Below are 23463 nucleotides of genomic sequence, written 5' to 3'. Positions count from 1 at the left end.
ATAGATTCAGAGGAAAAATGTCCAAAGCCCTCCCGCACCGTTTCTCTTTTGTGCTAATCCTTGGCCTGATGGCAGGACTTGGCCCCTTATGTATTGACCTGTATCTTCCGGCGTTACCGCAGCTTGCCGGCAGCCTGCATATTGCTACCGCCAGTGCGCAGCTTAGCCTGACCGCAGGGTTGCTGGGGCTCGGGTTCGGACAACTGCTGTTTGGCCCGATGAGTGATAAGTACGGGCGAACAGTTCCGCTGGCATTGTCATTAGTGCTACTGCTGCTGGCCTCCGTCGCCTGTTCCATGGCTCAGAGCCTGGACCAGCTACTGATTGCCCGCCTGTTCCAGGGCCTGGGTGGCGCCGGTGGCGCGGTATTATCCCGGGCCATCGCCCGGGATATGTACAGTGGTCATGAACTGACCCGTTTTTTTGCCATGCTGATGCTGGTCAATGGTCTGGCGCCGATCGCGGCCCCGGTCATTGGCGGTGCACTGATGAATATCATGAGCTGGCGCGGAATTTTCCTGGTGCTGTCCGGGATTGCGGTTTTACTGATCACCCTCAGCCGGTTACATGTTCATGAGACACTGCACCCGGAAAAACGCAGCCAGGGATCACTGCTATCCGCCTGGGGCGCGCTGGGCCAGGTGGTCACCCATCGTCCGTTTATGGGCTTCTGCCTCACCCAGGGATTTATGATGGCAGGTATGTTTGCCTACATCGGTGCATCGCCGTTTGTACTGCAACAGATTTACGGGATGTCACCCCAGACCTTCAGTCACTGCTTTGCACTGAATGGCCTGGGCCTGGTCATTGCTTCACAAACCAGTGCCCGTCTCAGTCCCCGACTGGGAGAGTATCGGGTGCTGAAAGGCGGACTGATGCTGGCATTTGTGGCCTCTCTTAGTCTGTTGATTGCCGGCATTCTGCATGCTCCGTTACCGGTGATCCTGTTCACGCTGTTCTTCAGCATCGCCAGCAATGCCGTCATTTCCACCACGGCGTCCTCTCTGGCGATGCAGAGTCAGGGCCGCCGCGCGGGCAGTGCTTCTGCGGTGATCGGCGTAACGATGTTCACCCTGGGGTCACTGAGTATTCCTGTCACAGGGCTGGGCGGGACATCGGTGCTCAGTATGACATCGACGATTTTTGGCTGTTTCATGCTGGCGATCCTGATGTTTACCTTTGTGGCGAAAAAACCTGTTGCCGCGGTAAAATAAACAGACCGCACAGAAGGCATGTTGTGACACGGCGGTCACTGACCGCCCCTGAACCGAGGAGTCCTGTATGACATTACAACAAGAGATTATCCGTGCACTGGGGGTAAAACCGGTGATTGATGTTCAGCAGGAAATACGCACCAGTGTGGATTTCCTCAAGTCCTATCTGAAGACCTATCCGGGGCTGAAAAGTCTGGTGTTAGGCATCAGCGGGGGTCAGGACTCCACCCTGACCGGTAAACTCTGCCAGACGGCTATCTCAGAACTGCGTGCTGAAACCGGTGTTCAGGATTACCGGTTTATCGCTGTACGTCTGCCCTACGGTGACCAGGCCGATGAACAGGACTGTCAGGATGCCCTGAATTTTATCCAGCCGGACCAGACGCTGACCGTCAACATTAAAGAAGCCGTGCTGGCCAGCGAACGTGCGCTGAAAGAGGCGGGAATTGTGTTATCTGATTTTGTGAAGGGGAATGAAAAGGCCCGCGAACGAATGAAAGCACAATACAGTATCGCCGGAATGACCAGCGGTGTGGTGGTCGGCACCGACCATGCCGCCGAAGCGGTTACCGGCTTTTTCACCAAATACGGTGACGGCGGTACCGATATCAACCCTATTTTCCGCCTGAACAAAGGTCAGGGAAAACAGCTTCTGAAACAGCTCGGCTGCCCTGAGCATCTCTACCTGAAGCATCCGACGGCAGACCTGGAAGACGGTCGTCCGGGCCTGCAGGATGAGGTAGCCCTGGGGGTGACCTACGCTTTGATCGATGCTTATCTGGAAGGTAAAACCATCGCGCCTGAGCCGGCAAAAATCATCGAGGGCTGGTACCTGAAAACTGAACACAAGCGTCAGCCACCAATTACGGTATTCGACGACTTCTGGAAAAAATAATCACCTTACGCATAACATGAAAAACCCCCTTCTAAGAAGGGGGGTTTTTTTATATCTCCGGCCGGGACCTTCTGTCACTTTCCTGTACCCTGCCGGTATCGGCGCTAGGGATACCAGGTTCTGCCGGGAGTGACCTGGCGGCCTGCCCCCCCGCGTCATCTCAGAATAAAACCGCCCATAATGGCTGACGGGATCATCGATCCGTCAGCCCTCAGGGCGGTCTCAGGGGATTCAGAGGGCAAAGGCGTTAGCCGGCAGTATCCTGTGGCGCATGTCCTTTAGCATCATGCTTTTCGGTCAGGTGACGCTCAAAACCGTCGTTATATTGTTTCTTCTGTTCCGGTGTCAGAACGTTGTACAGTTTATTTTCTGTCTGCAACCGCTGGAATGCACGGTCTTTAGCCCCTGCGGCCAGGCTGGCAGCTTCGGTCTCTGCTTTTGCCTGATCAAAACTGTCTGAGGCTACTATGTCATGTGCTGCACGGCGTTGTTCCACCGACGGACGTTTCATCTGCTGATGGCTCTGCTTCATGATGTCACGCACCTGTTGTTTCTGTGCATCAGTCAGTTTTATGCCATGAAAGAAGTCCGGTCCATGAGGATGCATCGGACGGTGCTGGGATGCCGTCGGAGGCGTTAAATTATCGGCCTGCGCGTGTACCACACTGGCAGCACCAAAGGCCAGAGATGTTGCCAGGAACAGTGAAGTGAGTTTACGCATAGAGTCATATCCTTAATAGTTTTAGTTGTCTGACGATGTCTGCTGACATTGTCGTCGTCGGAAACCACTTTACGCCTGATAACGTCAATTACTCAGAGGCTGCGTAAATCACTGAAAACGAAAATGTGCAAAACTCCGCAATCATGGAGAAAAAATGAGGAAATAGCAGCAGAGTGATAAGAAAGTGTATGGTAAGTCAGGTCCCGCCCGGCAAATCGTCATCCGGGCGAAACATTGCGGCAGTTTACAACTCTTCTTCCAGCATCAGCCCGGCCCGCTGACCATACGCGACCCGGGGGTTTGGGAAAAGTACCCGCTCGCCCTCCGGATGCAATACCCGCTCAGACCGGCCCCCTTCCTCGCTCAGTATCGTCCCCGGCGGAAACCATGTAAAATTCGGTGTCGTGTCTGACATATGCAGGTGAAAATCCGCGCCGGTGCGGGTTAACTGCCTGACCACCCGGAAATGGCGTGGCGGGGTATCCGGGGTGGCTGGCGTTTCTGTGTCACCCCCGATCCTGGCCCGTAATGCCTGCCGGGCGCAGTCAAAATCCGCCAGAGCATTACAGCCAAACGGTAGCGCCTTTCCCAGCTCCAGAGTACAGCTTTCCGCTGCCAGCGTGTGGCAGGTGAAATGGCTGAAGGTGCCGCCCGGTGCCTGATGAAAAACCAGCGCTTCCAGACCTGCCCGCCCCAGCCAGTCAATAAACGATGCATTACGTGGCCGGGGACTCGCCGGTAACAGCCCGAACTTCGGGTAGAGTGACCCGCGGATGGCCGTATGCAAGTCAAGATGCCAGCAGACTGACTGCGCCGGGTCCTGGCCGCGAAACTCACTGACCGCCTGCTCCAGTTGCGCTGCACGCTGCGATTCATCACAGGGCGGCAACTTATCGCGATATCCTGAAAACAGGCGATTCATATCATAATCAACAAAGCGTACGCCCTGACGGATTGCCGCCGGATTACCGAAGATCACCAGTAATCGCTGCGCAACAACGCATTCTCCGCGTAAAATTTCTGTGACCAGTTGATTGAGGATCTCTATCGGCGCAGTTTCGTTACCGTGGATCCCGGCCGAAATGATCAGCGACCCCGGTTGGCGGGGCGTACGGGGGATCAGTTCCAGAATCCCTTCTCCTTTTTCACGCCAGAAAAGCACCGCATTTTCTCCCTGCGGCGGCAGAGCCGGTTGCCCGGTTAACATTCCCTGAAGATAATCGGTCATTCGCTTTCATCCTCACTGTGATTGCTGGAAGTCATACACCGTCCCGAGATTCAGTATCCCGGTCAGTTCATCCAGGGCCTGATAATTGTCTGTCAGTAGTTGCGGATCTGCCAGGTCATCCGTCGTCAGCCGGTCGCGGTAGAATTTCCCTGCCCACGCCGTCAGCCGGGTATAGAGCGCATCATTCATCATGACGGCCGGGTTAACGGCCTGACGTTCTTCCTCTGTCAGGGTGACCCGTAAACGCAGACATGCCGGTCCGCCACCATTACGCATACTTTCGCGCAGGTCGAAGACCTGTAAGTCGGTGATCGGGTTATCCCCGGCCAGCAGCTGTTGCAGATATTGCCAGACCGCCGGATGCTCACGGGCCTCCTGTGGCAGTACCAGCGACATACTGCCATCCTGCCGGCTCAGTAACTGGCTGTTAAAAAGATAGGTGTTAACCGCATCGCTGACCGTCACGGCCTCGTCCGGTACCACCAGCGGATGAAACTCAGGCAGACGCTGGCGGATGGCATCAAACAGGGCCTGTTGCCCGCTGAAGGCCTGTTCATGACAGAACAACACTTCGCGGTGACTCACGGCAATGACATCATTATGAAACACCCCCTGATCGATCACCGCCGGGTTCTGTTGTGCATAGAGGGTTGTTTGCGGATCCAGCTGATGCAGCCGCGCCACGGCTTCACTGGCCTGACGGGTCTGCCTGGCGGGGTAGCGCACCGGCCCGCCCGAGGGCAGCCTGGCATCATAACCGTAGACAAATAACTCCAGTCCCGGCCCCTCTGCACCGCCATACAGACGGTTATGGTTCGCCGCGCCTTCATCGCCGAACGCCGGAGTCTGGGGTAAGGCGTCATGGATGATAAATCGACGCTCATCGGCGAACAGTGCCCGCAGTACCGCGGTTGTCCCGCGGGCTTCAGACATCCGGTGCAGTTTATTATTCAGGTTAGCTACCGTGAAATGGACACGGTTATCAGCAGTATCTGCCGAAGGCGATACGGTCGCGGCATTGGCAACCCACATAGAAGAGGCCGAGCAGGCGGCAGATAACAGCTCCGGGGCCTGTTGGCGGGCTTTCTGCAGTATCTGAACATCATTACCGGTAAACCCCAGCTGCCTTAGCAGGCGCAGGTCCGGCCGGGCCAGTGGCGGGATCACGCCCTGCACAAACCCCTGGTCTGCAAGGGCTTTCATTTTCCCCAGCCCCTGCAGTACCGCTTTCAGCGGGTTGGACGGCTGATACTGGTGACGTGCCGAGGCCTCATTGCCGAAGGATAACCCGGCATAATGGTGTGTCGGCCCCACCAGCCCGTCAAAATTAGCCTCTGTTGACTGACTATTTCTGTTCATCGCGCATCCTTAACGGGAAAAATCGAGGCCCGGCGGCAGTTCTTCCGGCAGTGTTAACTGCGGACTTTCCATTGAAGCCATCGGCCAGGCACAATAATCTGCGGCATAAAAGGCCCCGGGACGGTGATTACCGGATGCCCCTATCCCGCCGAAAGGTGCATTACTCGCAGCACCGGTTAGCGGTTTATTCCAGTTAACGATCCCTGCCCGCGCCCGTTTTTGCAGCAATAAAAACTGGCGGCGATCCGCAGAAATCAGCCCGCAGGAGAGGCCATAGCGGCTCTGATTCGCCAGAGTGATTGCCTGTTCAAAATCGTCATAACGGATAACGTGCAGTAACGGCCCGAAGATTTCCTCATCCGCCGCAGGCAAACCGGTGATATCAATGATGCCCGGATAAATCAGTGCAGAGGCCGGATCCGGCCAGCGCATTCTGAGCAGCACGTCTCCGCCGGCCTGCTCTGTCTGCTGCCAGTGCTGCCAGATATGCCCGGCGGCGGCGGGTGAGATAACACTGCCCATAAAGGGCTCCGGCAGCGCATCCCAGGCGGCCGGGACAATTTTTGCGGCCACCTCCGAGAGTCGTGTGAGAAAACGGTCCCCCTGCTGACCACGTCTGACCAGCAGGCGCCGGGCACAGGTGCACCGCTGACCGGCGCTGATAAAAGCGGACTGAAGTGTAATATTGACCGCTGCATCAATATCTGCAGGATCTTCGACGATCAGGGCGTTGTTGCCGCCCATTTCCAGCGCCAGAATCACCTCCGGCCTTCCCGCAAACTGACGATGGATATGATAACCGGTGGCCGCACTGCCGGTAAAAAGGACTCCGGCCAGCGAGGGCTGAGCCAGCAATGCCTGTCCGGTCTCTTTGCCTCCCTGTATAAGGTTAATCACCCCGGCGGGCAGACCGGCCTTCTGCCAGCATTCCAGTGTCAGCTGGGCCGTCGCAGGCGTCAGTTCACTGGGCTTGAATACCACGGTATTTCCCGCCAGCAAGGCAGGAATAATGTGTCCGTTCGGCAGATGCCCCGGAAAATTGTAAGGACCAAATACCGCCATCACGCCATGCGGGCGGTGATGCAGGCTGCTGCCCGGTGTTTCGCTATTGCCAGTGCGCTGATGCCAGGACTGTACGGAGATGGCGATTTTGTTGATCATGGAGGTCACCTCACTGGCGGCTTCACGACGGGGTTTGCCGGTTTCTCTGGCAATACAGGCGGTCAGCGCCGGCTGATGGTCTTCCAGCTGTTTTCCGAAACGGTTAACCACCGCCAGCCGATCGCTGAATTCCAGTGCGGACCAGGCCCCGAATGCCGCACCGGCGGCCTGACAGGCCGCAGTGACCTCCTCCTCTGTCGCACTGTGCCCCTGCCAGAGCACCTCGCCGCTGACCGGATCATATTTTATCAGAGCGCTCCCGCGGCCGGTCAGCCACTGGCCATTGATCAGTAATGTCATAAACAGGTTCCTTGCGGGCTAAGAGAGACAACGCGTACCGGGTCTCCGGCAGCTATCTGTAGGCGGGCCGCGCAGTCGGGCGGGATTAACACCGTCCCGGCCTGCGGGTCGACCGGCAGCAGCACGGCCCGGAACCGGAGATAGTCCATGCCGGCGACCAGACTGAGCGGATGGTGGTCATCAGGGATCCCTGCGGCCGTTGTCATGACCCGGCTCTGTTTAACAGCCCGGATCGCCGCTAACTCACATTCCAGAGTCGGGCCGCCATCAAAAATATCGACATAGTTCTGATAGCGAAACCCTTCGGCTTCAAGCAAAGCCCTGGCCGGTGCGGTCTTTACATGCACCTCACCGATCACCGCCCGGGCGTCTTCGCTCAGATAATGGATATATAACGGGTGCTTTGGCATCAGTTCGGCAATAAAGGCTTTATGTCCGGTACCGCTGAGGAAGTCTGCCCGGCTGAAATCCATCGAAAAGAAATGGCTGCCGACACTGTCCCAGAAGGGTGAATTACCGGCGTCATCGATCACGCCGCGCATTTCGGCCACTACCCGCGGAGAAAAAACCTCCGGAAAACCGGCCATAAATAAAAAGCGGGATTTCGACAATAACTGACCGTTTTTATGCATCCGGTAATCCGGGTCCAGAAACAGCGAACACAATTCGGTGGCCCCGGTGTGGTCATTGCTTAGTGACAATGTCGCTAATGGATTATAAATATCCAGTTGCCGTGAAGCGTGTACCAGTGAACCGACGCGATAGTTATACCAGGGCTCTTCCAGACCCACGGCGACTTCGATAGCACTGATCCCGGCAATGGCACCATCGGTGGTATCTTCCAGCACAAACACGTATCCCTGCTGTGCCTGAGGACGTTCCCCCTGCCATGTCTCTATAGAACGCTCAATGCGCGCTGCCAGAGTCTTCTCATCCTGAGGCAGGGATGTCAGGCCCCCGCCGGTTTTCTTAGCAAGCTGCATCAGACCTGGCAGGTCGGCACGGCAGACAGGACGGATCACCATCATCGGTTTGCCCTCCCCGCCAGCCCGGAAAGATCAGTCACTGATGCGTAGTTACCGTTATGGGCTACCCGGGCACGACCGCTTCCGTCCGGATACCCGACGGGGCTCTGTTTTTTACAGCGAATAGGTTGTCTCATCAGGATCTCCGGACTGAATATCAAAAACGATTATTTAAATTTCAGCCTCAGGCTGGCTGCAGTCAGTGTAGATTGCAGTTAACGTGCCAGAGCGGGATGAAAATGCATAAAATTATCCGCAATAAAATAAATCAATAAGTTACACCACTCTATTATTCACTTTTAATGAATAAAAAATGAATAGACCGCTGACAGCATAAGACTCATCCTCTCCGGGAAAGCGGATTTATGCAAAAAGCGAAAAAATTATTTATTTTGTGATTTTTATCACTCTCAGGAATAACCAGTCATAACAACGCACTCCCGGGGGGCAGAAAACAGCCCGAACGAGGGAATGGTGAACCAAAAAGGTGCAGAGAGTGCGCGTCGTCCCGGAGAATGCCCCGTATCAGAACATCGCCAGTCTGCCGGGCGGAACGAATGCGCTTATGCCGGTGAACCCGGTGCAGGTCTGTTACCGGCCGGTAACCTGTTGGCGGTGACTGAGCCGTCATGCATGGCAGCCGGACAGCCGGCCGCGTAAATATTATCAGGCGGCTCCGCAGAGCAGACAGGAGTAAAACCCGAAGCCTTTCCCTTAAAGGAGTCACGGCCGACTAATGGATTAGTAAATAACTCATTGATAAAATGATGTTTCTGTCAAAGGTCGCCGATACGGAGCCGGACGAACCCATAGATAAATCAATAAATGTAAGGCCCCGGATCGCAGGTCAGGTATACAGTCTGCCTGATACGCCTTTCCGGGGTCAGCGCTGAACCGGGCGATGTATGTGCTGAGTGCTGCCGCAGGTGAATCACCAATAGTAAACAGCCAGTAGCGAAGATAACCTCCGGCAGCTTTGATGCGCAGAGAGGAGAAGTGTTTCAGGACCACCCGCCGGAAAGTACCTCCCGCCGGGCGGTCATTTCGGTTTACGGTGCCATCAGATCATATTGATCAGGATTCACCGTATCATCCAGCTGCATCGGCGGTGTCAGCTTTAGCGTAATGGTATTGGAAGTCACCGTATTATGATTATTGGTCACCGTGACGGCGAGGTGATATTCATTGGTCGCCCCCGGGTCATTACTCCATGCCGGCATGATAATACTCCAGCCCTGGGTACCGGAAGCATCGGCTGGCGGTGTCAGACTAAGGGCACGGGTATCGCCTTCCCAATGAACCGATTTAATATTCTTATCCGGGGTCACCTGCAGTTTCAGAACCAGGCTCTCTCCTGCGGATAACTGCCACGGCGGTGTCGCGAGGAAGACACTCAGTGAACTGCGTTTACGGTAACTCAGCACCGGACTGTTATTACGGCTGACAACATCAAACCGGCTGCCCCGCAGTGAACGGGCCGCCGCCACTGCATCCGGCGAAAGCTGTTCACGCAGCGATTCGCCAAAATGGTAATTCAGCTTCAGACCGAACAGGTCCTGACTCTCCCCGCCGGTGCCGGTTTTATGGCTGGCCGAGAACGTTACCAGCGGTACCGGTGTATAGGAGACACCTAAAGAAAGCGCGGAGGGATTGTGGTAATAATTACCGCTATCGAAGGCATCGATATTATCCCCAAGATATTGCTGCCAGCTCACCGTGACGCCGAGTTGCCGGTAAAACGGCAGATACCCCTGACTGGTAATATCATATCCGCGAGCCATACGCGCCATCTGAGTGTCGTTCACATCACGCCAGCCGGACAGCGGCTGATAGTAGTTCGCGGAGAAACGAAGAAAATCTCCCCAGGCCTCAGAACCGACCGATGCCCTGTTCAGTTGTTTATTAAACAAATGGTCGAGAAAGGCATTATACCCGAACAGCCAGTTACCCTGGCCCCAGCGTTGCCCCAGGCCGACACTGCCGGTCGTCCCGGGCATACTTTCGCTCAGAACGACCTCACTGAACGTGAGGTAACGATCATTTTCTGCCAGCGGACTGAGCAATGAGGCTGAGGTACCGTCAAAATTCCCGTCCACATCGACATTCAGATTCACACTGGCGTGACCATAAGGTGACAGCAGCGACTGACTCTCCTGATTCAGCCGTTTCCCGAGCTGGTCGCGGAAATGATCAAACGCCCAGAGCCCGGCGCTGTGTCCGAGACTGGTGTCGGTGTCACTGTCATTTGCGGCGGCAATCCCCTGAGCTATCTCCGCCAGCTGGCGGGAAAAATCGTTGCTTCCCGCACTGCTACCAAGTTCCGGTAGCTGGTCTGCTTGTTTTGCAAAGCGGGCTGCAGCATCATCGAACGGCGTCTCAGAGAGTGTTGTGTCACTGTCGGCCCGGGCGGTGACGTGCGCTGCAAGCAGCAATGTGACGAAACAACAGAGGATACGGGATCTGTTTAAGGGCATAAATAATATCAACAGCTTCCGGTAGGTAAAAAGATTAACTGGCGATTCACAACCTGCGTACTCGGGTAAGTGTTAAGGGTCAGTATATCATAGCCTGCCTGAAGTATAACGTTCAGCACAATTTCTGCGCAAGGGTCTCTCTGGCAGTCTGTCAGGGCGTGTCCTGCTCCGGAGAACATTCCCTGACCTGCGAGGCCAGTGTACTCAGCTTTTCGTCCGGTGCGCCAAGGGCAGCCAGACTGTTGACCAGATCATAAAGATAACGGGCATTCGTCCCGAGCGGACCGCGTGCCGCCGCGATCAGTGGCGCTACGATGGCGGGCGAGTCATCCGGTTCGTAGAGAGGGTGCTCGGTATTAATGGTAAAAACCAGCGCAGTGATTTCACGGCCATCATCCAGTGTCACTGTCTGCCAGCGCGGGCAATAACAGCCGGTGATCATTTCCCGCTTCCAGAGTAATTCCAGTTCAGTGGCACTGGTCGTCTCATTCAGGCGAAATACCAGCCCACGCGTCTGACCTCCGGCTTTTAATGCCAGCATACGGCCTGGAGTACAACCGGTCCCCCGCCCTGCAATCAGACGGATACAGAAGGCACGCTGCCACCCGTCCAGTTGTGCCGCTTGTACTTCACTATAGTCCAGCACCGGATTCCACATCAGTGACCCGTAACCAAAGACCCAAATCGGCTGTCGTGGAGGGAGTTCTGCCAGAAAACGGCTCAGGGAGGCTTTCCGCTGTTCTGTACTTAGTAACAGATGCGGTTCGATACTGCCAAACGAGGACTGGCAATCAGCATTAATCAAAAAATCCCGGGTCAGCACATTCCCTCCCTTCTTGTTCTGCTTTTTCAGTGAAACCCGGTGTTATGATTACAGCAAACAGCTAGTTATGTGAAGTGCTTCACAAATAATAACTCTTTATCCTGATGGAAAATAAGATTCATTGAACATTCATTGAGCTTCTGCTGCAGTTCATCAGGAGGAATAACCCTGAAAAACACCCACCAGGCTACACTAAAGATAATCTGACCCTATAACTCCGTCTGAAAATGCCAACTTACACCAATATACCCCCATAAAGACAGGATTAATTTTTTAAAAAATAAATTAATAAACATAGAGTTAGAAAAAGTAACCCTTAAAAAACAGAGCGCCGAATTAAAAAAGTAAAATGATGTAAAAAAATATATCAATTCCGGAAATAAATGATAAGATTATTGAAAGTTACTATTCCCCAACCGCTTTACCCGAAGCCTGACCTCCTGAAAAGATAGTTCATTTTTAACGCGTGAGGAAACAGAATGCCAGCGCATGAAAAAACCAGACACACGGAGTATTCTCTTATTTTCCCGATAGTGGCATTGATAGTACTTTGGTTTTTTAGTCATCAGACTTCATTACCTCTTGTCATTGCTATCAACCTGCTGACACTTGTCGCTATCCTGAGTAGCGCGTTCAGTGTGGTGCGTCATGCTGACGTACTGGCACACCGGTTGGGGGAACCCTTTGGTTCGCTGATCCTGACGCTGTCGGTCGTTATTCTGGAAGTGAGCCTGATTTCTGCATTGATGGCGACCGGCGGTGCCACGCCGGGCCTGATGCGGGATACGCTGTATTCCATCATCATGATTGTGACCGGCGGGCTGGTCGGTTTCGCTCTGCTGCTCGGCGGCCGTAAATTTGCCACCCAATACGTCAATCTGGCGGGGGTAAAGCAGTATCTGATTGCCATTTTCCCGCTGGCTATTCTGGTGCTGGTGTTCCCGAACGCCTTACCTGGCGGTAACTTCAGTACCGGACAGTCACTGCTTATTGCCCTGGTCTCTGCCGCGATGTATGGCGTTTTCCTGCTGATACAGACCAAAACCCATCAGAACCTGTTTATCTATGAGCATGAGGACAAGAGCGATGACGGCGACCCGCATCACGGTAAGCCGTCTGCCCATAGCAGCGGATGGCATGGTCTGTGGCTGGTCATCCACCTGCTCGCGGTGATCAGCGTCACTAAAATGAATGCGCCGGTCCTCGAACAGTTGCTGGGAGATTTACACGCACCGCAACAGTTCACCGGGTTCCTGATTGCTTTACTGATCCTCTCTCCGGAAGGGCTGGGAGCGATAAAAGCGGTACTGGCAAACCAGGTTCAGCGGGCGATGAATCTTTTCTTCGGTTCGGTACTGGCCACCATCTCGCTTACCGTGCCGGTCGTCACACTGATTTCGGTGATCACCGGTCAGCCACTGATTTTCGGGCTGGAAGCCCCGCAGATGATTATCATGTGCAGTGTGCTGCTGCTGAGTCAGATTTCCTTTTCGACGGGTCGCACCAACGTACTGAACGGTGCCGCCCATCTGGCGTTGTTTGTCGGTTATCTGATTACCATCATGCTGTAGGTCGGTGCAAAAGCCGCGTTATCGTCCGGAATCATGCAAAAAAAACGCTGTCATCTGACAGCGTTTTTTATACCTGAAGCCCTGCTTATTTGCTGGTATCCAGCGCCGGGAAAGATTTCACCACATCATCGATGGCTTTCATCTGCACCAGGAAAGGCTCCAGTTTATCCAGCGGCAATGCCGAAGGACCATCACATTTGGCGTTAACCGGATCCGGATGCGCTTCAATAAACAGACCGGCAATTCCGACGGCCATCCCGGCGCGGGCCAGTTCAGCCACCTGGGCACGACGGCCACCGGAGGCGGCACCGAAAGGATCACGGGTCTGCAGGGCATGGGTTACGTCAAAGATCACCGGGGAATTATTGGAGACTTTCTTCATCACATTAAAGCCCAGCATGTCGACCACCAGATTGTCATAGCCGAAGTTACTGCCGCGATCACAAAGGATAACTTTTTCGTTACCACCTTCAGCAAATTTATCGACGATGTTACCCATCTGACCCGGGCTGATAAACTGGGGTTTTTTAACGTTGATAACGGCCCCGGTTTTTGCCATCGCTTCCACCAGGTCTGTCTGACGGGCTAAAAAGGCCGGAAGCTGGATCACATCCACCACTTCTGAGACCGGTTGAGCCTGTGCCGCTTCATGCACATCAGTAATGATTTTTACGCCAAAAGCAGCTTTCAGTTCAGCAAAGATCTTCAGCCCTTCTTCCAGGCCCGGGCCACGGTAAGAATGAATTGAAGAACGGTTTGCCTTATCAAAAGAGGCCTTAAACACATAAGGAATACCCAGCTTATCTGTCACTTTTACGTAATGTTCGCAGATACGCATGGCCAGCTCGCGGGACTCCAGCACGTTCATACCGCCGAACAACACAAACGGCAGATCATTGGCTACGTTGATGTCACCGATGGCGACGACTTTTTCTGTCATACTGTTGTTCCTATAGTTACTGATGCGCTGCTCAGTGCAACGTCACTTGTTTATTCTCAATCGCGTGGATCTGGACTTTGATCATCTCACTGACCGGATCTTCAGGGCACTGTTCAATAAAATACGTTAAATCATTCAGCGCAATATGTTCACATTCCAGTTGTGCGTAAATCAGGCCCCGGTCACGAATTTCGTAAGGATCTTCCGGATCCATATTCAGCAAGACCTCACTGACATGTAAGGCCAGTTCCAGTTGCTGTTCTTCCATCAGCGAGGCTTTCAGCGTATCCAGCATTTTGCGGACCACGGTGGCATTATCTGCCTCATCCAGGTCCTCATCATATAATCCGGAGGTCGGCCCTAATGTGCCTTTCACCCAGACGTCGAGCGTATGCTCGTCCAGTGTCTCTCCGTTAAAAGGATTGATCAGCCACATCTCTCCGTCCACCCAGTCGGCTCTCGCGATAAGCTGGGTCGGGAAGATGACCGGCAGCAGAGGTAATGACAGTTCGCCGGCGATAAACAGTAATAAAGCGCCAAGAGAAACTGCCGTACCCTGACGGGTTTTTAACACATTATCCAGCCACAGGGCATCAGATAAACGGTAAATACCGCTGGCCCCGGTAAAACCCCATTCCCGATAGAAGAGGTCCATCAGCTGTTTAAGTTGCTGTTCCTGGTCAGCATCGGCTGAGACGTGCTCTCTGGCCTCAGCCACCATTTCTGCCAGCCGGGTGCGAATTTCCACGGTCGGGAAATCAGTGCGAACCCCGGCCATCACCGTCATCATGGCTTCACACAGTGAGCATTCACTGAAATCGTATGCAGTCGTCGTACTCATGATTACACCGCCAGCAGCATTTTTTGCGTTGCCAGGGTGACAATGATCCCGACCATTATCAGCGCGGCGATAAAGGCCCCGCTCCGGACCGGCAATGAATATTGCCGGCGTCCGAAGGCGATAAACCCGAGGCCGATATACAGCACCACGGCAAACAGTTTTTCGGTCAGCCAGCCGTTGCCTTCGGTGAACGGATACTGATGGGTGATCAGCACCAGCAATATGCCGCTCAGTAACAGAAAGGTATCAACAATATGTGGCACTATTTTTACCCAGCGGCGGTCTGACATTGCAGAATGTGCCGCCTTCCAGTAAAAGCGCAGAATAAAAAGGGCCACAGAGATAAACACTGTCAGCAAATGAATAGATTTAACTAACGGAAAAAGAGTGTACATATCAGCTCATTGTAGTCGGTTTAATAGTCTGGCCATAGGTAACACGGGGGTTGCCCGCATAATCAGGGCGTGTGTTCACCTGGCTGAATCCGGCGTCTGTCAGTAATGTTCTGACCGCTGCATCCTGCTGCCAGCCGTGTTCCAGTACCAGCCAGCCTCCCGGAAGAAGCCAGTCACGGCTCTTATCGATAATAATCCGTAAATCTGCCAGTCCCCCTTCGTCGGCGACCAGCGCACTCAGCGGCTCAAAACGCACATCCCCCTGCCGGAGATGTTCATCTGTCGCATCAATATACGGGGGGTTACTGACAATTAAGTCAAAACGGGTAGCGGTCAGGGCATCAAACCAGTGGCTTTGCAGAAACCGGCAGTTTTCCAGCGCCAGCAGGGCCGCATTTTCCTGCGCCAGGGTCACCGCTTCTGCAATACGATCCACCCCGGTAACCTGACAATCTGCCCGCTCTTTGCCCAGCGCCAGTGCGATAGCCCCGGTACCGGTTCCCAGATCCAGCACTGCCGAGGCCGTACGGGGAATAAGCTCCAGTGCGACTTCAACCAGAACTTCCGTATCCGGCCGGGGGATCAGGGTGCTGTTATTCACTTTTAACGGCAACGACCAGAATTCACGTTCCCCCAGCAGATGTGCCACCGGTTCCCCTGCCTGGCGACGCTGCAACAGCCCCGCCAGCGAGGATAACTGGGCATCCGTCAGCCGGGTATCGTCAAAGGCGATGATCCAGCTGCGGGGTTTGCCGAGCACAAAGCCCAGCAATATTTCAGCATCCCGTTTCGGGCTGTCACTCTGAGCTAAAACACTCCGGCTCTGTGTCAGCCACTCACGTATAAGCATTAGTCCTGGCCTGCCAGTGCGGCCAGCTGATCGGCCTGATATTCCTGAACAATAGGCTCTATCAGGCTATCGAGTTTCCCTTCCATCGTTTCATCCAGACGGTAGATAGTCAGGTTGATACGGTGGTCGGTCACGCGGCCTTGCGGGAAGTTATAGGTACGGATACGGTCAGAACGATCACCGCTGCCCAGCAGGTTACGGCGTGCGGAAGCTTCCGCTTCATGACGTTTGGCCATTTCGGCGGCATGGATACGTGCGCCCAGCACCGATAAGGCTTTCGCTTTATTTTTATGCTGTGAACGCTCGTCCTGACACTCCACCACGATGCCGGTCGGTAAGTGGGTAATACGGATGGCCGAGTCGGTGGTGTTAACGTGCTGTCCGCCTGCGCCGGAAGAACGGAAGGTGTCGATTTTCAGATCCGACGGATTGATATCCGGTAATTCGGCGTCCGGGATTTCCGGCATGATGGCCACGGTACAGGCCGAGGTGTGGATACGCCCCTGCGATTCGGTTTCCGGCACACGCTGAACACGGTGACCGCCGGACTCAAATTTCAGTCGTCCGTAAGCACCGTCACCGACGATTTTAGCGATCACTTCTTTATAACCGCCGTGTTCACCGTCACTGGCGCTGACAATCTCTACCCGCCAGCGGCGGGTTTCAGCATAACGGCTGTACATACGGAACAGGTCACCGGCAAAGAGTGCCGCTTCATCGCCGCCGGTACCGGCACGGACTTCGACAAAGCACGGACGTTCATCGTCAGGATCTTTCGGCAGTAAAAGGACCTGCAGGTCCTGTTCCAGCACCAGACTTTGGGCTTTGGCCTGCTGTAATTCCTCCGAGGCCATTTCCCGCATTTCCGGGTCATCCAGCATCAGGGTTGCGGTATCGATATCTTCCTGAACTTGCTGCCACTCACGGAAGCATTTGGTCACATCAGTCAGCTGTGAATATTCACGCGATAAGGCGCGGAAACGCTCCTGGTCGGAGATAACGCCGGCATCACCCAGCAACGCTTCCACTTCTTCATGACGTTCCTGCAGCGCTTCGAGTTTAGCAACAATTGATGTCTTCATGTATTTGAGGTTTATCCAATAACTGAAAAGGGCAACCCGGCATTATTCAATGCCGAGGCTGTCGCGTAAAATTTGCAGGCGTTCGCCATCGCCATCGCGGGCTGCCTGCTGAAGGGATTTGGTCGGGGCATGGATCAAACGGTTTGTCAGTTTATGTGCCAGGTCGTGCAGCACTTTAGTCGCATCCTGCCCTTGCTGTAAGGCCTGCAGGGCACGGGACTCAAGCTCTTCACGAATAAGATCCGCGTGAGAGCGATAATCACGGATGGTCGTCACCGCCGCCTGAGAACGTAACCAGGACATAAACTCGCCACTTTCATAAACGACAATGCTTTCTGCCTCCACGGCAGCGGCCTGACGCTGGGCCATGTTCTGCTCGATGATGGTTTGCAGATCGTCAACCGTATATAAATAGGCATTCGGCAGTTTGCCCACTTCAGGTTCCACATCACGGGGAACAGCGATATCCACCAGCAGCATGGGCTGATTACGGCGGGCTTTCAGCGCCCTTTCCATCATCCCTTTACCGATAATCGGTAACGGACTGGCGGTGGACGAAATAATGATATCCGCGTCCTGCAGACGGGAAGTCAGTTCGCCGATTTCAATCACTTCCGCATCCACCTCATCCGCCAGCACCTGTGCACGCTCCCGGGTACGGTTAGCGATGATCAGTTTTTTGACCTGGTGTTCGCGCAGATGGCGGGCCACCAGCTCAATGGTCTCACCGGCACCGACCAGCAGGACATTGACTGACGAGAGGGATTCAAAAATCTGACGTGCCAGAGTACAGGCAGCGAAGGCTACCGAAACGGCACTGGCGCCGATTTCGGTCTCTGTACGCACCCGTTTTGCCACCGAGAACGTCTTCTGGAACATGCGTTCCAGTTCACTGCTCAGCACATGACCGCGTTGCGATTCTGCAAACGCCTTTTTAACCTGCCCCAGAATTTGCGGTTCGCCCAGCACCAGCGAATCCAGCCCGCTGGCGACACGCATCAGATGGCTGACGGCTGCGTTGTCCTGATGCCAGTAAAGGCTTTGACGGACATCGTCTTCCCGCAACTGGTGGTAGTCGCATAACCAGCGGACCAGTTGTTCCTGAATATCCTCATTTTCGCCGACACTGAGGTAGAGCTCGGTGCGGTTGCAGGTTGAGAGTACCACGCCACTTTCGACCTGTGGCTGTGATAACAGGCTGTCCAGCGCTTTATCAAGTGTGTCCGGCCCAAAAGATACCCGTTCGCGCAGAGCGACAGGTGCCGTTTTGTGATTGATTCCGAGTGCTAGAAGCGTCATGGCAATTCTGGTTGGGTTGTCCCAATAATGTCAGGGTTATAGAGTTATTCTACAAGATGCAGCAGATCAAGAAAAGCCATACAAAAGCTAAGACAGTAATAAGATTATGCCGAAGACCAGGAATAATCCCTGAATAGCATTGACGGTTAAATAGCATGGCTGTAGCGTTAACCGTTATGCTGTAAGAATATCATGTCCAGGGAGACGACTACGTGAGTATACTGAACCTTCGCCGGGGAGCCTTTTTAGTGCCTCTGGCCAGTCTGTTATTAAGTGCCTGTGCCACCCTGCCATCACAGGGACCGGGCAAAAGCCCTGATTCTCCCCAATGGAAACAACACGTCAATGAAGTGAAACAGGTGCAGGCTTTCCAGACCCGGGGTGCCTTTGCTTATATCTCACAGCGACAGAACGTCTATGCACGTTATAACTGGCAACAGAGTGCCAGTGACCGCTACCGGTTGATCCTGACTAACCCGCTGGGCAGTACCGAAATGCAACTGGATACCCAGGGACAGACCGTGCAACTGGTAGACAATACCGGCAAACGCTATATCAGCAACAATGCCACTAAGATGATTTCTGAGCTGACCGGCATGAATATTCCGCTGGAGAATCTGCGTCAATGGATGCTGGGCCTGCCGGGTACCGCTGACAGCTTTACTCTCAATGATCACTACCAGCTGCGTACCGCCACCTATCAGCAGGACGGCCAGACCTGGCATGTGACGATCAATGACTACAAACAGGATGTCACCCCTGCTCTGCCGGCCGACCTGGAGCTGACGGCCGGCAACCTGAGAATTAAACTGCGTATGGATAGCTGGAAACTGCAATGATCACGACCTGGCCTTCTCCCGCGAAGCTGAACCTTTTTCTGTATATCACCGGTCAGCGTGCCGATGGTTATCATGAATTACAGACTTTATTTCAGTTTCTGGACTTTGGCGATACGCTGACGATTGAGGCCACCCAGCGGGGGACTTTGACACTGCATACCCCGTTTGCTGAGGTGGAGGATGAAAATAACCTGATCCTGCGGGCGGCACGGTTACTGAAAACGACCGCTTTAGCCGACCAGCGTATTGATGCCTCTGCCGGGGCCGGGTTTTCGATTGAAAAACGGATCCCGATGGGTGGCGGACTGGGGGGTGGCTCGTCGAATGCGGCTACCGTGCTGGTCGCCCTGAACCGGTTATGGCAATGTGGCTATTCTGATGAGACGCTGGCGGCACTCGGTCTGCAGTTAGGCGCGGACGTGCCGGTATTTATCGATGGCCATGCTGCCTTTGCTGAAGGTGTCGGGGAGCGGTTACACCCCGCCAGCCCGCCGGAGAAATGGTACCTGGTCGCCCACCCGGGCGTCAGTATCCCTACCCCGGCGGTATTTGGTGATCACGACCTGACCCGTGACACTCCGCGGCGCTCATTAAACCAGCTTATGGATGAACCCTGGCACAATGATTGTGAAGCTGTCGTAAGAAAACGTTTTCGTAAGGTTGATGAATTGCTCGTCTGGCTGTTAGAATACGCGCCGTCGCGCCTGACAGGGACAGGTGCCTGTGTGTTTGCCGAATTCGACACAGAGGAAGCTGCCCGTCGGGTCCTTGAACTCGCTCCTGAATGGATAACCGCCTTTGTCGCCCGTGGAATGAATATTTCGCCGCTGCAAAAACGCTTATCTGAGTGATCAGCGTGTGCGTGACAGTATCACCTGTTCCAGATACTGCACGTATCGCATTTATACACCTGTGTGAATCTTCCCTGTGACACAGCGCAGGGAGTTCTCTGGACGTAAAGCCTGAGGTTTTTCTCGTGCCCGATATGAAGCTTTTTGCTGGTAACGCCACCCCGGAACTAGCGCAACGCATAGCCAACCGCCTATACACTAACCTCGGGGACGCCGCTGTTGGCCGTTTCAGTGACGGTGAAGTGAGTGTGCAGATTAATGAAAACGTGCGCGGGGGTGATATTTTTATCATTCAGTCCACCTGCGCTCCGACTAACGATAATCTGATGGAACTGGTGGTGATGGTAGACGCCCTGCGTCGTGCCTCCGCCGGCAGGATCACTGCCGTTATCCCTTATTTTGGTTATGCCCGTCAGGATCGTCGCGTTCGTTCTGCCCGTGTCCCTATTACGGCGAAAGTTGTGGCTGATTTCCTGTCCAGCGTCGGTGTTGACCGCGTACTGACAGTAGACCTGCACGCAGAACAGATTCAGGGCTTCTTTGACGTCCCGGTGGATAACGTGTTCGGTAGCCCGATCCTGCTGGAAGATATGCTGCAGCTGAACCTGGAAAACCCTATCGTGGTTTCTCCGGATATCGGTGGTGTGGTTCGTGCGCGTGCCGTCGCAAAACTGCTGAACGACGCCGACATGGCGATTATCGATAAACGTCGTCCGCGGGCTAACGTTTCACAGGTGATGCATATCATCGGTGATGTTGCCGGTCGTGACTGCGTTCTGGTCGATGATATGATCGATACCGGGGGCACGCTGTGTAAAGCGGCTGAAGCCCTGAAAGATCGTGGTGCTAAGCGTGTCTTTGCTTATGCAACCCACCCGATCTTCTCCGGTAATGCACTGGAAAACCTGCGTAACTCCGTGATTGATGAAGTAGTGGTCTGTGACACTATTCCTCTGTCACCGGAAATCAAAGCCCTGCCGAATGTCCGTACTCTGACATTATCCGGCATGCTGGCTGAAGCGATTCGCCGTATCAGCAACGAAGAATCTATCTCTGCGATGTTCGAGCATTAATCCTGCGTCATCAGAGGTAAAAAACCGGGCCATCAGGCCCGGTTTTTTTTATACAGGCCATCCGCTGCCTGGCATCATTACCCCCGGGTCTGCCCTGCCCGCTAACGGCGACAGGACACCCCGTGATCGTTACTTATGACGCGGATGCAGGCGACAGCCGTTATAACGTAACAGGAAATACCGGTCACAGACTTTTTCTCTGCCCCCGACCTGCGCGCCGGTCAGCCACAATAACGCCCCGAGAAAGATAGCAAAGACGGCGCCCCCGGTGGCCAGTTCCGACAGATGCATCGACGGTAACTGATTCATTACCGCGGCAACGATACCGCCGAGCATGGTGACCATCCCGACCCCCATCAATACATTGCCGATCAACAGTGATTGTTTGTGTTTCATGACAATTCCCCCATCCTTCTGCGGAAAACGTTGAACCGTTAAATAAAATTTTAATTAACAACGTTAAGACACACTGCAACACAGATCACAAAAAAGCGATAAAATGAACATTATGTGCTTTCGGCACAGACCTTTGTACTCCGGCGCGACACACAGTAAACTAGGGGTTTGGAATAATGGCAGAGTATAGATTGTGAGCAGCATTAAACTGATCGTCGGTCTGGCGAATCCTGGTGCGGAGTATGCCGCTACCCGACACAACGCCGGTGCCTGGTATGTGGACTTCCTGGCCGGACGCTATAACCAGTCTCTCAAAGAAGAAGCCAAATTTTATGGCTACACCGCCCGCCTGAATCTGGCCGGAAACGACGTCCGCTTACTGGTTCCCACGACCTTTATGAACCTCAGTGGCAAGTCCGTGGCGGCGATGGCCACCTTTTATCGGATAGCCCCGCAGGAAATCCTGGTGGCGCACGATGAAATGGATATGCTGCCAGGCGTGGCGAAGTTTAAACAAGGCGGAGGTCACGGCGGCCACAACGGTCTGAAAGATATCATCAGCAAACTGGGCAATAACGCCGACTTCCATCGCCTGCGCATCGGCATCGGCCACCCCGGTGACCGGAATAAAGTGACCGGGTTTGTGCTGGGTAAACCCCCTGCCAGTGAACAAAAACTGATTGATGAGGCGATCGATGAAGCGGCACGCTGTACCGAAGTGTGGCTGAAGGAAGATCGTCTGAAGGCAATGAACCGGCTGCACTCTTTTAAAGCCGGCTAAGGTTCGCCGGAAATCCGCGCCATCGGGGGCGGTTGTGTGTATAATGCGGCAAATTTTTTCTGTTCCGGGGGCAGTCACAAGCGCTGTCACCAATACGTTATAAGGTAACTCAAGCATGGGATTTAAATGCGGTATCGTAGGCTTGCCGAATGTGGGCAAATCCACCCTGTTTAATGCGCTGACCAAAGCGGGTATCGAGGCGGCAAACTTTCCGTTTTGTACGATTGAACCGAACACCGGTGTGGTTCCCATGCCTGATCCGCGTCTGGACAAATTAGCTGAGATTGTAAAACCTCAGCGCACTATCGCCACCACCATGGAATTTGTCGATATCGCCGGTCTGGTTAAAGGCGCCTCCAAAGGTGAAGGCCTGGGTAACCAGTTCCTGACCAATATCCGTGAAACCGAAGCTATCGGTCACGTGGTTCGTTGTTTTGAAGACGACAACATTATTCACGTTGCCGGTAAAGTCAGCCCGGCTGACGATATCGAAGTCATCAATACCGAACTGGCACTGTCTGACCTGGATACCTGTGAACGTGCGATCCAGCGTTTACAGAAAAAAGCCAAAGGCGGCGATAAAGACGCTAAAGCCGAGCTGGAAGTGCTGGAGAAATGCCTGCCACAGCTGGAAAATGCCGGTATGCTGCGTGCCCTGGGGCTGGATGAAGACGAAAAAGCGCTGATCCGTTACCTGAGCTTCCTGACCCTGAAGCCAACCATGTACATCGCTAACGTCAATGAAGACGGTTTTGAGAACAACCCGTTCCTGGACCAGGTGCGTGAAATCGCCGCTCAGGAAGGTTCTGTGGTCGTTCCGGTCTGTGCTTCTGTCGAATCTGACATTGCCGAACTGGACGATGCTGACCGTGATGAGTTTATGGCGGAACTGGGCCTGGAAGAACCGGGTCTGAACCGTGTGATCCGTGCCGGTTACTCCCTGCTGAACCTGCAGACGTACTTCACTGCAGGTGTTAAAGAAGTCCGTGCCTGGACCATCCCTGTCGGTGCCACGGCTCCGCAGGCTGCCGGTAAAATCCATACCGACTTCGAAAAAGGCTTTATCCGTGCCCAGACCATCGCCTTCGATGACTTTGTTGCTTTCAAAGGCGAACAAGGTGCGAAAGAAGCCGGTAAGATGCGTGCAGAAGGTAAAGAATATATCGTTAAAGACGGCGATATTATGAACTTCCTGTTTAACGTCTGATTCGGTTCTGCTGTCTTATCAGGGTTTACTGACCCGGATTAAGACGGATCAGCCCATAAAATCCACGCGCTTGCGTGGATTTTTTTATGTGAGCCGGGTTCACATGATAACCAGAATCGTCAGCAACCTTAATTTCTC

At 54.0% G+C, this 23463-nt stretch carries 23 protein-coding genes; 8 read left to right on the top strand and 15 right to left on the bottom strand.

From position 1 onward, the window contains the following. Positions 1–17: 17 nt before the first annotated feature. Positions 18–1214, top strand: coding sequence for a multidrug effflux MFS transporter (locus JK223_RS01295; RefSeq protein ID WP_212712408.1), 1197 nt, complete (start codon positions 18–20; stop codon positions 1212–1214). 67 nt (positions 1215–1281) lie between these two features. Further along, entirely contained in the window at positions 1282–2109 is an 828-nt protein-coding gene (gene nadE / locus JK223_RS01290; RefSeq protein WP_212712407.1) for an ammonia-dependent NAD(+) synthetase, read from the top strand. A gap of 247 nt (positions 2110–2356) precedes the next feature. On the opposite strand, the gene spy is transcribed toward nadE, so the two are convergent. The 8 genes from spy to JK223_RS01250 all read right to left on the bottom strand — a co-directional run bounded on the left by spy (position 2357) and on the right by JK223_RS01250 (position 11200). Continuing rightward, entirely contained in the window at positions 2357–2830 is a 474-nt protein-coding gene (gene spy / locus JK223_RS01285) for an ATP-independent periplasmic protein-refolding chaperone Spy (protein ID WP_212712406.1), read from the bottom strand. 244 nt (positions 2831–3074) lie between these two features. Beyond that, positions 3075–4058 carry a succinylglutamate desuccinylase gene (gene astE, locus JK223_RS01280; RefSeq protein ID WP_212712405.1) on the bottom strand — a complete coding sequence of 328 codons (984 nt, stop codon included), beginning with the start codon at positions 4056–4058 and terminating at the stop codon, positions 3075–3077. A gap of 12 nt (positions 4059–4070) precedes the next feature. Beyond that, a complete protein-coding gene (astB, locus tag JK223_RS01275; protein WP_212712404.1) occupies positions 4071–5417 on the bottom strand; it encodes an N-succinylarginine dihydrolase in 1347 nt (448 codons plus the stop codon). A 9-nt stretch (positions 5418–5426) separates the two neighbouring features. Beyond that, a complete protein-coding gene (astD, locus tag JK223_RS01270; RefSeq protein ID WP_212712403.1) occupies positions 5427–6878 on the bottom strand; it encodes a succinylglutamate-semialdehyde dehydrogenase in 1452 nt (483 codons plus the stop codon). Further along, positions 6875–7906 (bottom strand): arginine N-succinyltransferase, encoded by a 1032-nt coding sequence (astA, locus tag JK223_RS01265; protein WP_212712402.1) that lies wholly within the window; start codon positions 7904–7906, stop codon positions 6875–6877. The genes astD and astA overlap by 4 nt, the downstream gene beginning before the upstream one ends. Beyond that, positions 7903–8040 carry a hypothetical protein gene (locus tag JK223_RS01260; protein WP_212712401.1) on the bottom strand — a complete coding sequence of 46 codons (138 nt, stop codon included), beginning with the start codon at positions 8038–8040 and terminating at the stop codon, positions 7903–7905. The genes astA and JK223_RS01260 overlap by 4 nt, the downstream gene beginning before the upstream one ends. A gap of 912 nt (positions 8041–8952) precedes the next feature. Next, positions 8953–10377, bottom strand: a complete 1425-nt coding sequence (locus JK223_RS01255; protein WP_212712400.1) for a YchO/YchP family invasin — start codon at positions 10375–10377, stop codon at positions 8953–8955. Positions 10378–10528: 151 nt separating this feature from the next. Then, positions 10529–11200 (bottom strand): gamma-glutamylcyclotransferase, encoded by a 672-nt coding sequence (locus tag JK223_RS01250; protein WP_212712399.1) that lies wholly within the window; start codon positions 11198–11200, stop codon positions 10529–10531. A gap of 479 nt (positions 11201–11679) precedes the next feature. Between JK223_RS01250 and chaA the strand changes: the two genes are divergently transcribed. After that, entirely contained in the window at positions 11680–12771 is a 1092-nt protein-coding gene (gene chaA / locus JK223_RS01245; RefSeq protein WP_212712398.1) for a sodium-potassium/proton antiporter ChaA, read from the top strand. 85 nt (positions 12772–12856) lie between these two features. On the opposite strand, the gene kdsA is transcribed toward chaA, so the two are convergent. Genes kdsA through hemA form a run of 6 tightly spaced genes read right to left on the bottom strand, consistent with a single transcriptional unit; the run spans position 12857 to position 18178 of the window. Then, the gene (kdsA, locus tag JK223_RS01240) at positions 12857–13711 is read right to left on the bottom strand and encodes a 3-deoxy-8-phosphooctulonate synthase (RefSeq protein WP_212712397.1); all 855 of its coding nucleotides are present in this window, start codon (positions 13709–13711) and stop codon (positions 12857–12859) included. A 31-nt stretch (positions 13712–13742) separates the two neighbouring features. After that, positions 13743–14552, bottom strand: coding sequence for an invasion regulator SirB1 (gene sirB1, locus JK223_RS01235; protein ID WP_212712396.1), 810 nt, complete (start codon positions 14550–14552; stop codon positions 13743–13745). 2 nt (positions 14553–14554) lie between these two features. Next, a complete protein-coding gene (locus tag JK223_RS01230; RefSeq protein ID WP_212712395.1) occupies positions 14555–14947 on the bottom strand; it encodes a SirB2 family protein in 393 nt (130 codons plus the stop codon). Position 14948: 1 nt separating this feature from the next. Continuing rightward, the gene (prmC, locus tag JK223_RS01225) at positions 14949–15797 is read right to left on the bottom strand and encodes a peptide chain release factor N(5)-glutamine methyltransferase (protein ID WP_212712394.1); all 849 of its coding nucleotides are present in this window, start codon (positions 15795–15797) and stop codon (positions 14949–14951) included. Next, positions 15797–16879, bottom strand: a complete 1083-nt coding sequence (gene prfA / locus JK223_RS01220) for a peptide chain release factor 1 (RefSeq protein WP_212712393.1) — start codon at positions 16877–16879, stop codon at positions 15797–15799. Before prfA ends, prmC begins: the two co-directional genes overlap by 1 nt. A gap of 42 nt (positions 16880–16921) precedes the next feature. Next, on the bottom strand, positions 16922–18178 hold the full coding sequence (gene hemA, locus JK223_RS01215) for a glutamyl-tRNA reductase (RefSeq protein WP_212712392.1): 1257 nt from the start codon (positions 18176–18178) through the stop codon (positions 16922–16924). Positions 18179–18396: 218 nt separating this feature from the next. On the opposite strand from hemA, the gene lolB reads away from it, so the two are divergent. The 3 genes from lolB to prs all read left to right on the top strand — a co-directional run bounded on the left by lolB (position 18397) and on the right by prs (position 20941). Further along, complete coding sequence (lolB, locus tag JK223_RS01210; RefSeq protein ID WP_212712637.1) at positions 18397–19017, top strand: lipoprotein insertase outer membrane protein LolB; 621 nt, start codon at positions 18397–18399, stop codon at positions 19015–19017. Continuing rightward, positions 19014–19868, top strand: a complete 855-nt coding sequence (gene ispE, locus JK223_RS01205) for a 4-(cytidine 5'-diphospho)-2-C-methyl-D-erythritol kinase (RefSeq protein WP_212712391.1) — start codon at positions 19014–19016, stop codon at positions 19866–19868. Before lolB ends, ispE begins: the two co-directional genes overlap by 4 nt. A 125-nt stretch (positions 19869–19993) precedes the next feature. Further along, positions 19994–20941, top strand: a complete 948-nt coding sequence (prs, locus tag JK223_RS01200; protein ID WP_025901877.1) for a ribose-phosphate diphosphokinase — start codon at positions 19994–19996, stop codon at positions 20939–20941. A 129-nt stretch (positions 20942–21070) separates the two neighbouring features. On the opposite strand, the gene JK223_RS01195 is transcribed toward prs, so the two are convergent. Further along, on the bottom strand, positions 21071–21337 hold the full coding sequence (locus JK223_RS01195; protein ID WP_212712390.1) for a DUF2583 family protein: 267 nt from the start codon (positions 21335–21337) through the stop codon (positions 21071–21073). 193 nt (positions 21338–21530) lie between these two features. Here JK223_RS01195 and pth point away from each other — a divergent pair, with 193 nt between their 5' ends. Both pth and ychF read left to right on the top strand, forming a co-directional pair. Beyond that, on the top strand, positions 21531–22118 hold the full coding sequence (gene pth / locus JK223_RS01190; RefSeq protein ID WP_212712389.1) for an aminoacyl-tRNA hydrolase: 588 nt from the start codon (positions 21531–21533) through the stop codon (positions 22116–22118). Positions 22119–22233: 115 nt separating this feature from the next. After that, positions 22234–23325, top strand: a complete 1092-nt coding sequence (gene ychF / locus JK223_RS01185) for a redox-regulated ATPase YchF (RefSeq protein WP_212712388.1) — start codon at positions 22234–22236, stop codon at positions 23323–23325. Positions 23326–23463 lie beyond the last annotated feature (138 nt).

Origin of the sequence: Tatumella sp. JGM118 (assembly GCF_018257515.1) — a bacterium.
Classification (GTDB): Bacteria; Pseudomonadota; Gammaproteobacteria; order Enterobacterales; family Enterobacteriaceae; genus Tatumella; species Tatumella terrea.
This window is presented reverse-complemented; position numbering and strand designations above follow the sequence as displayed.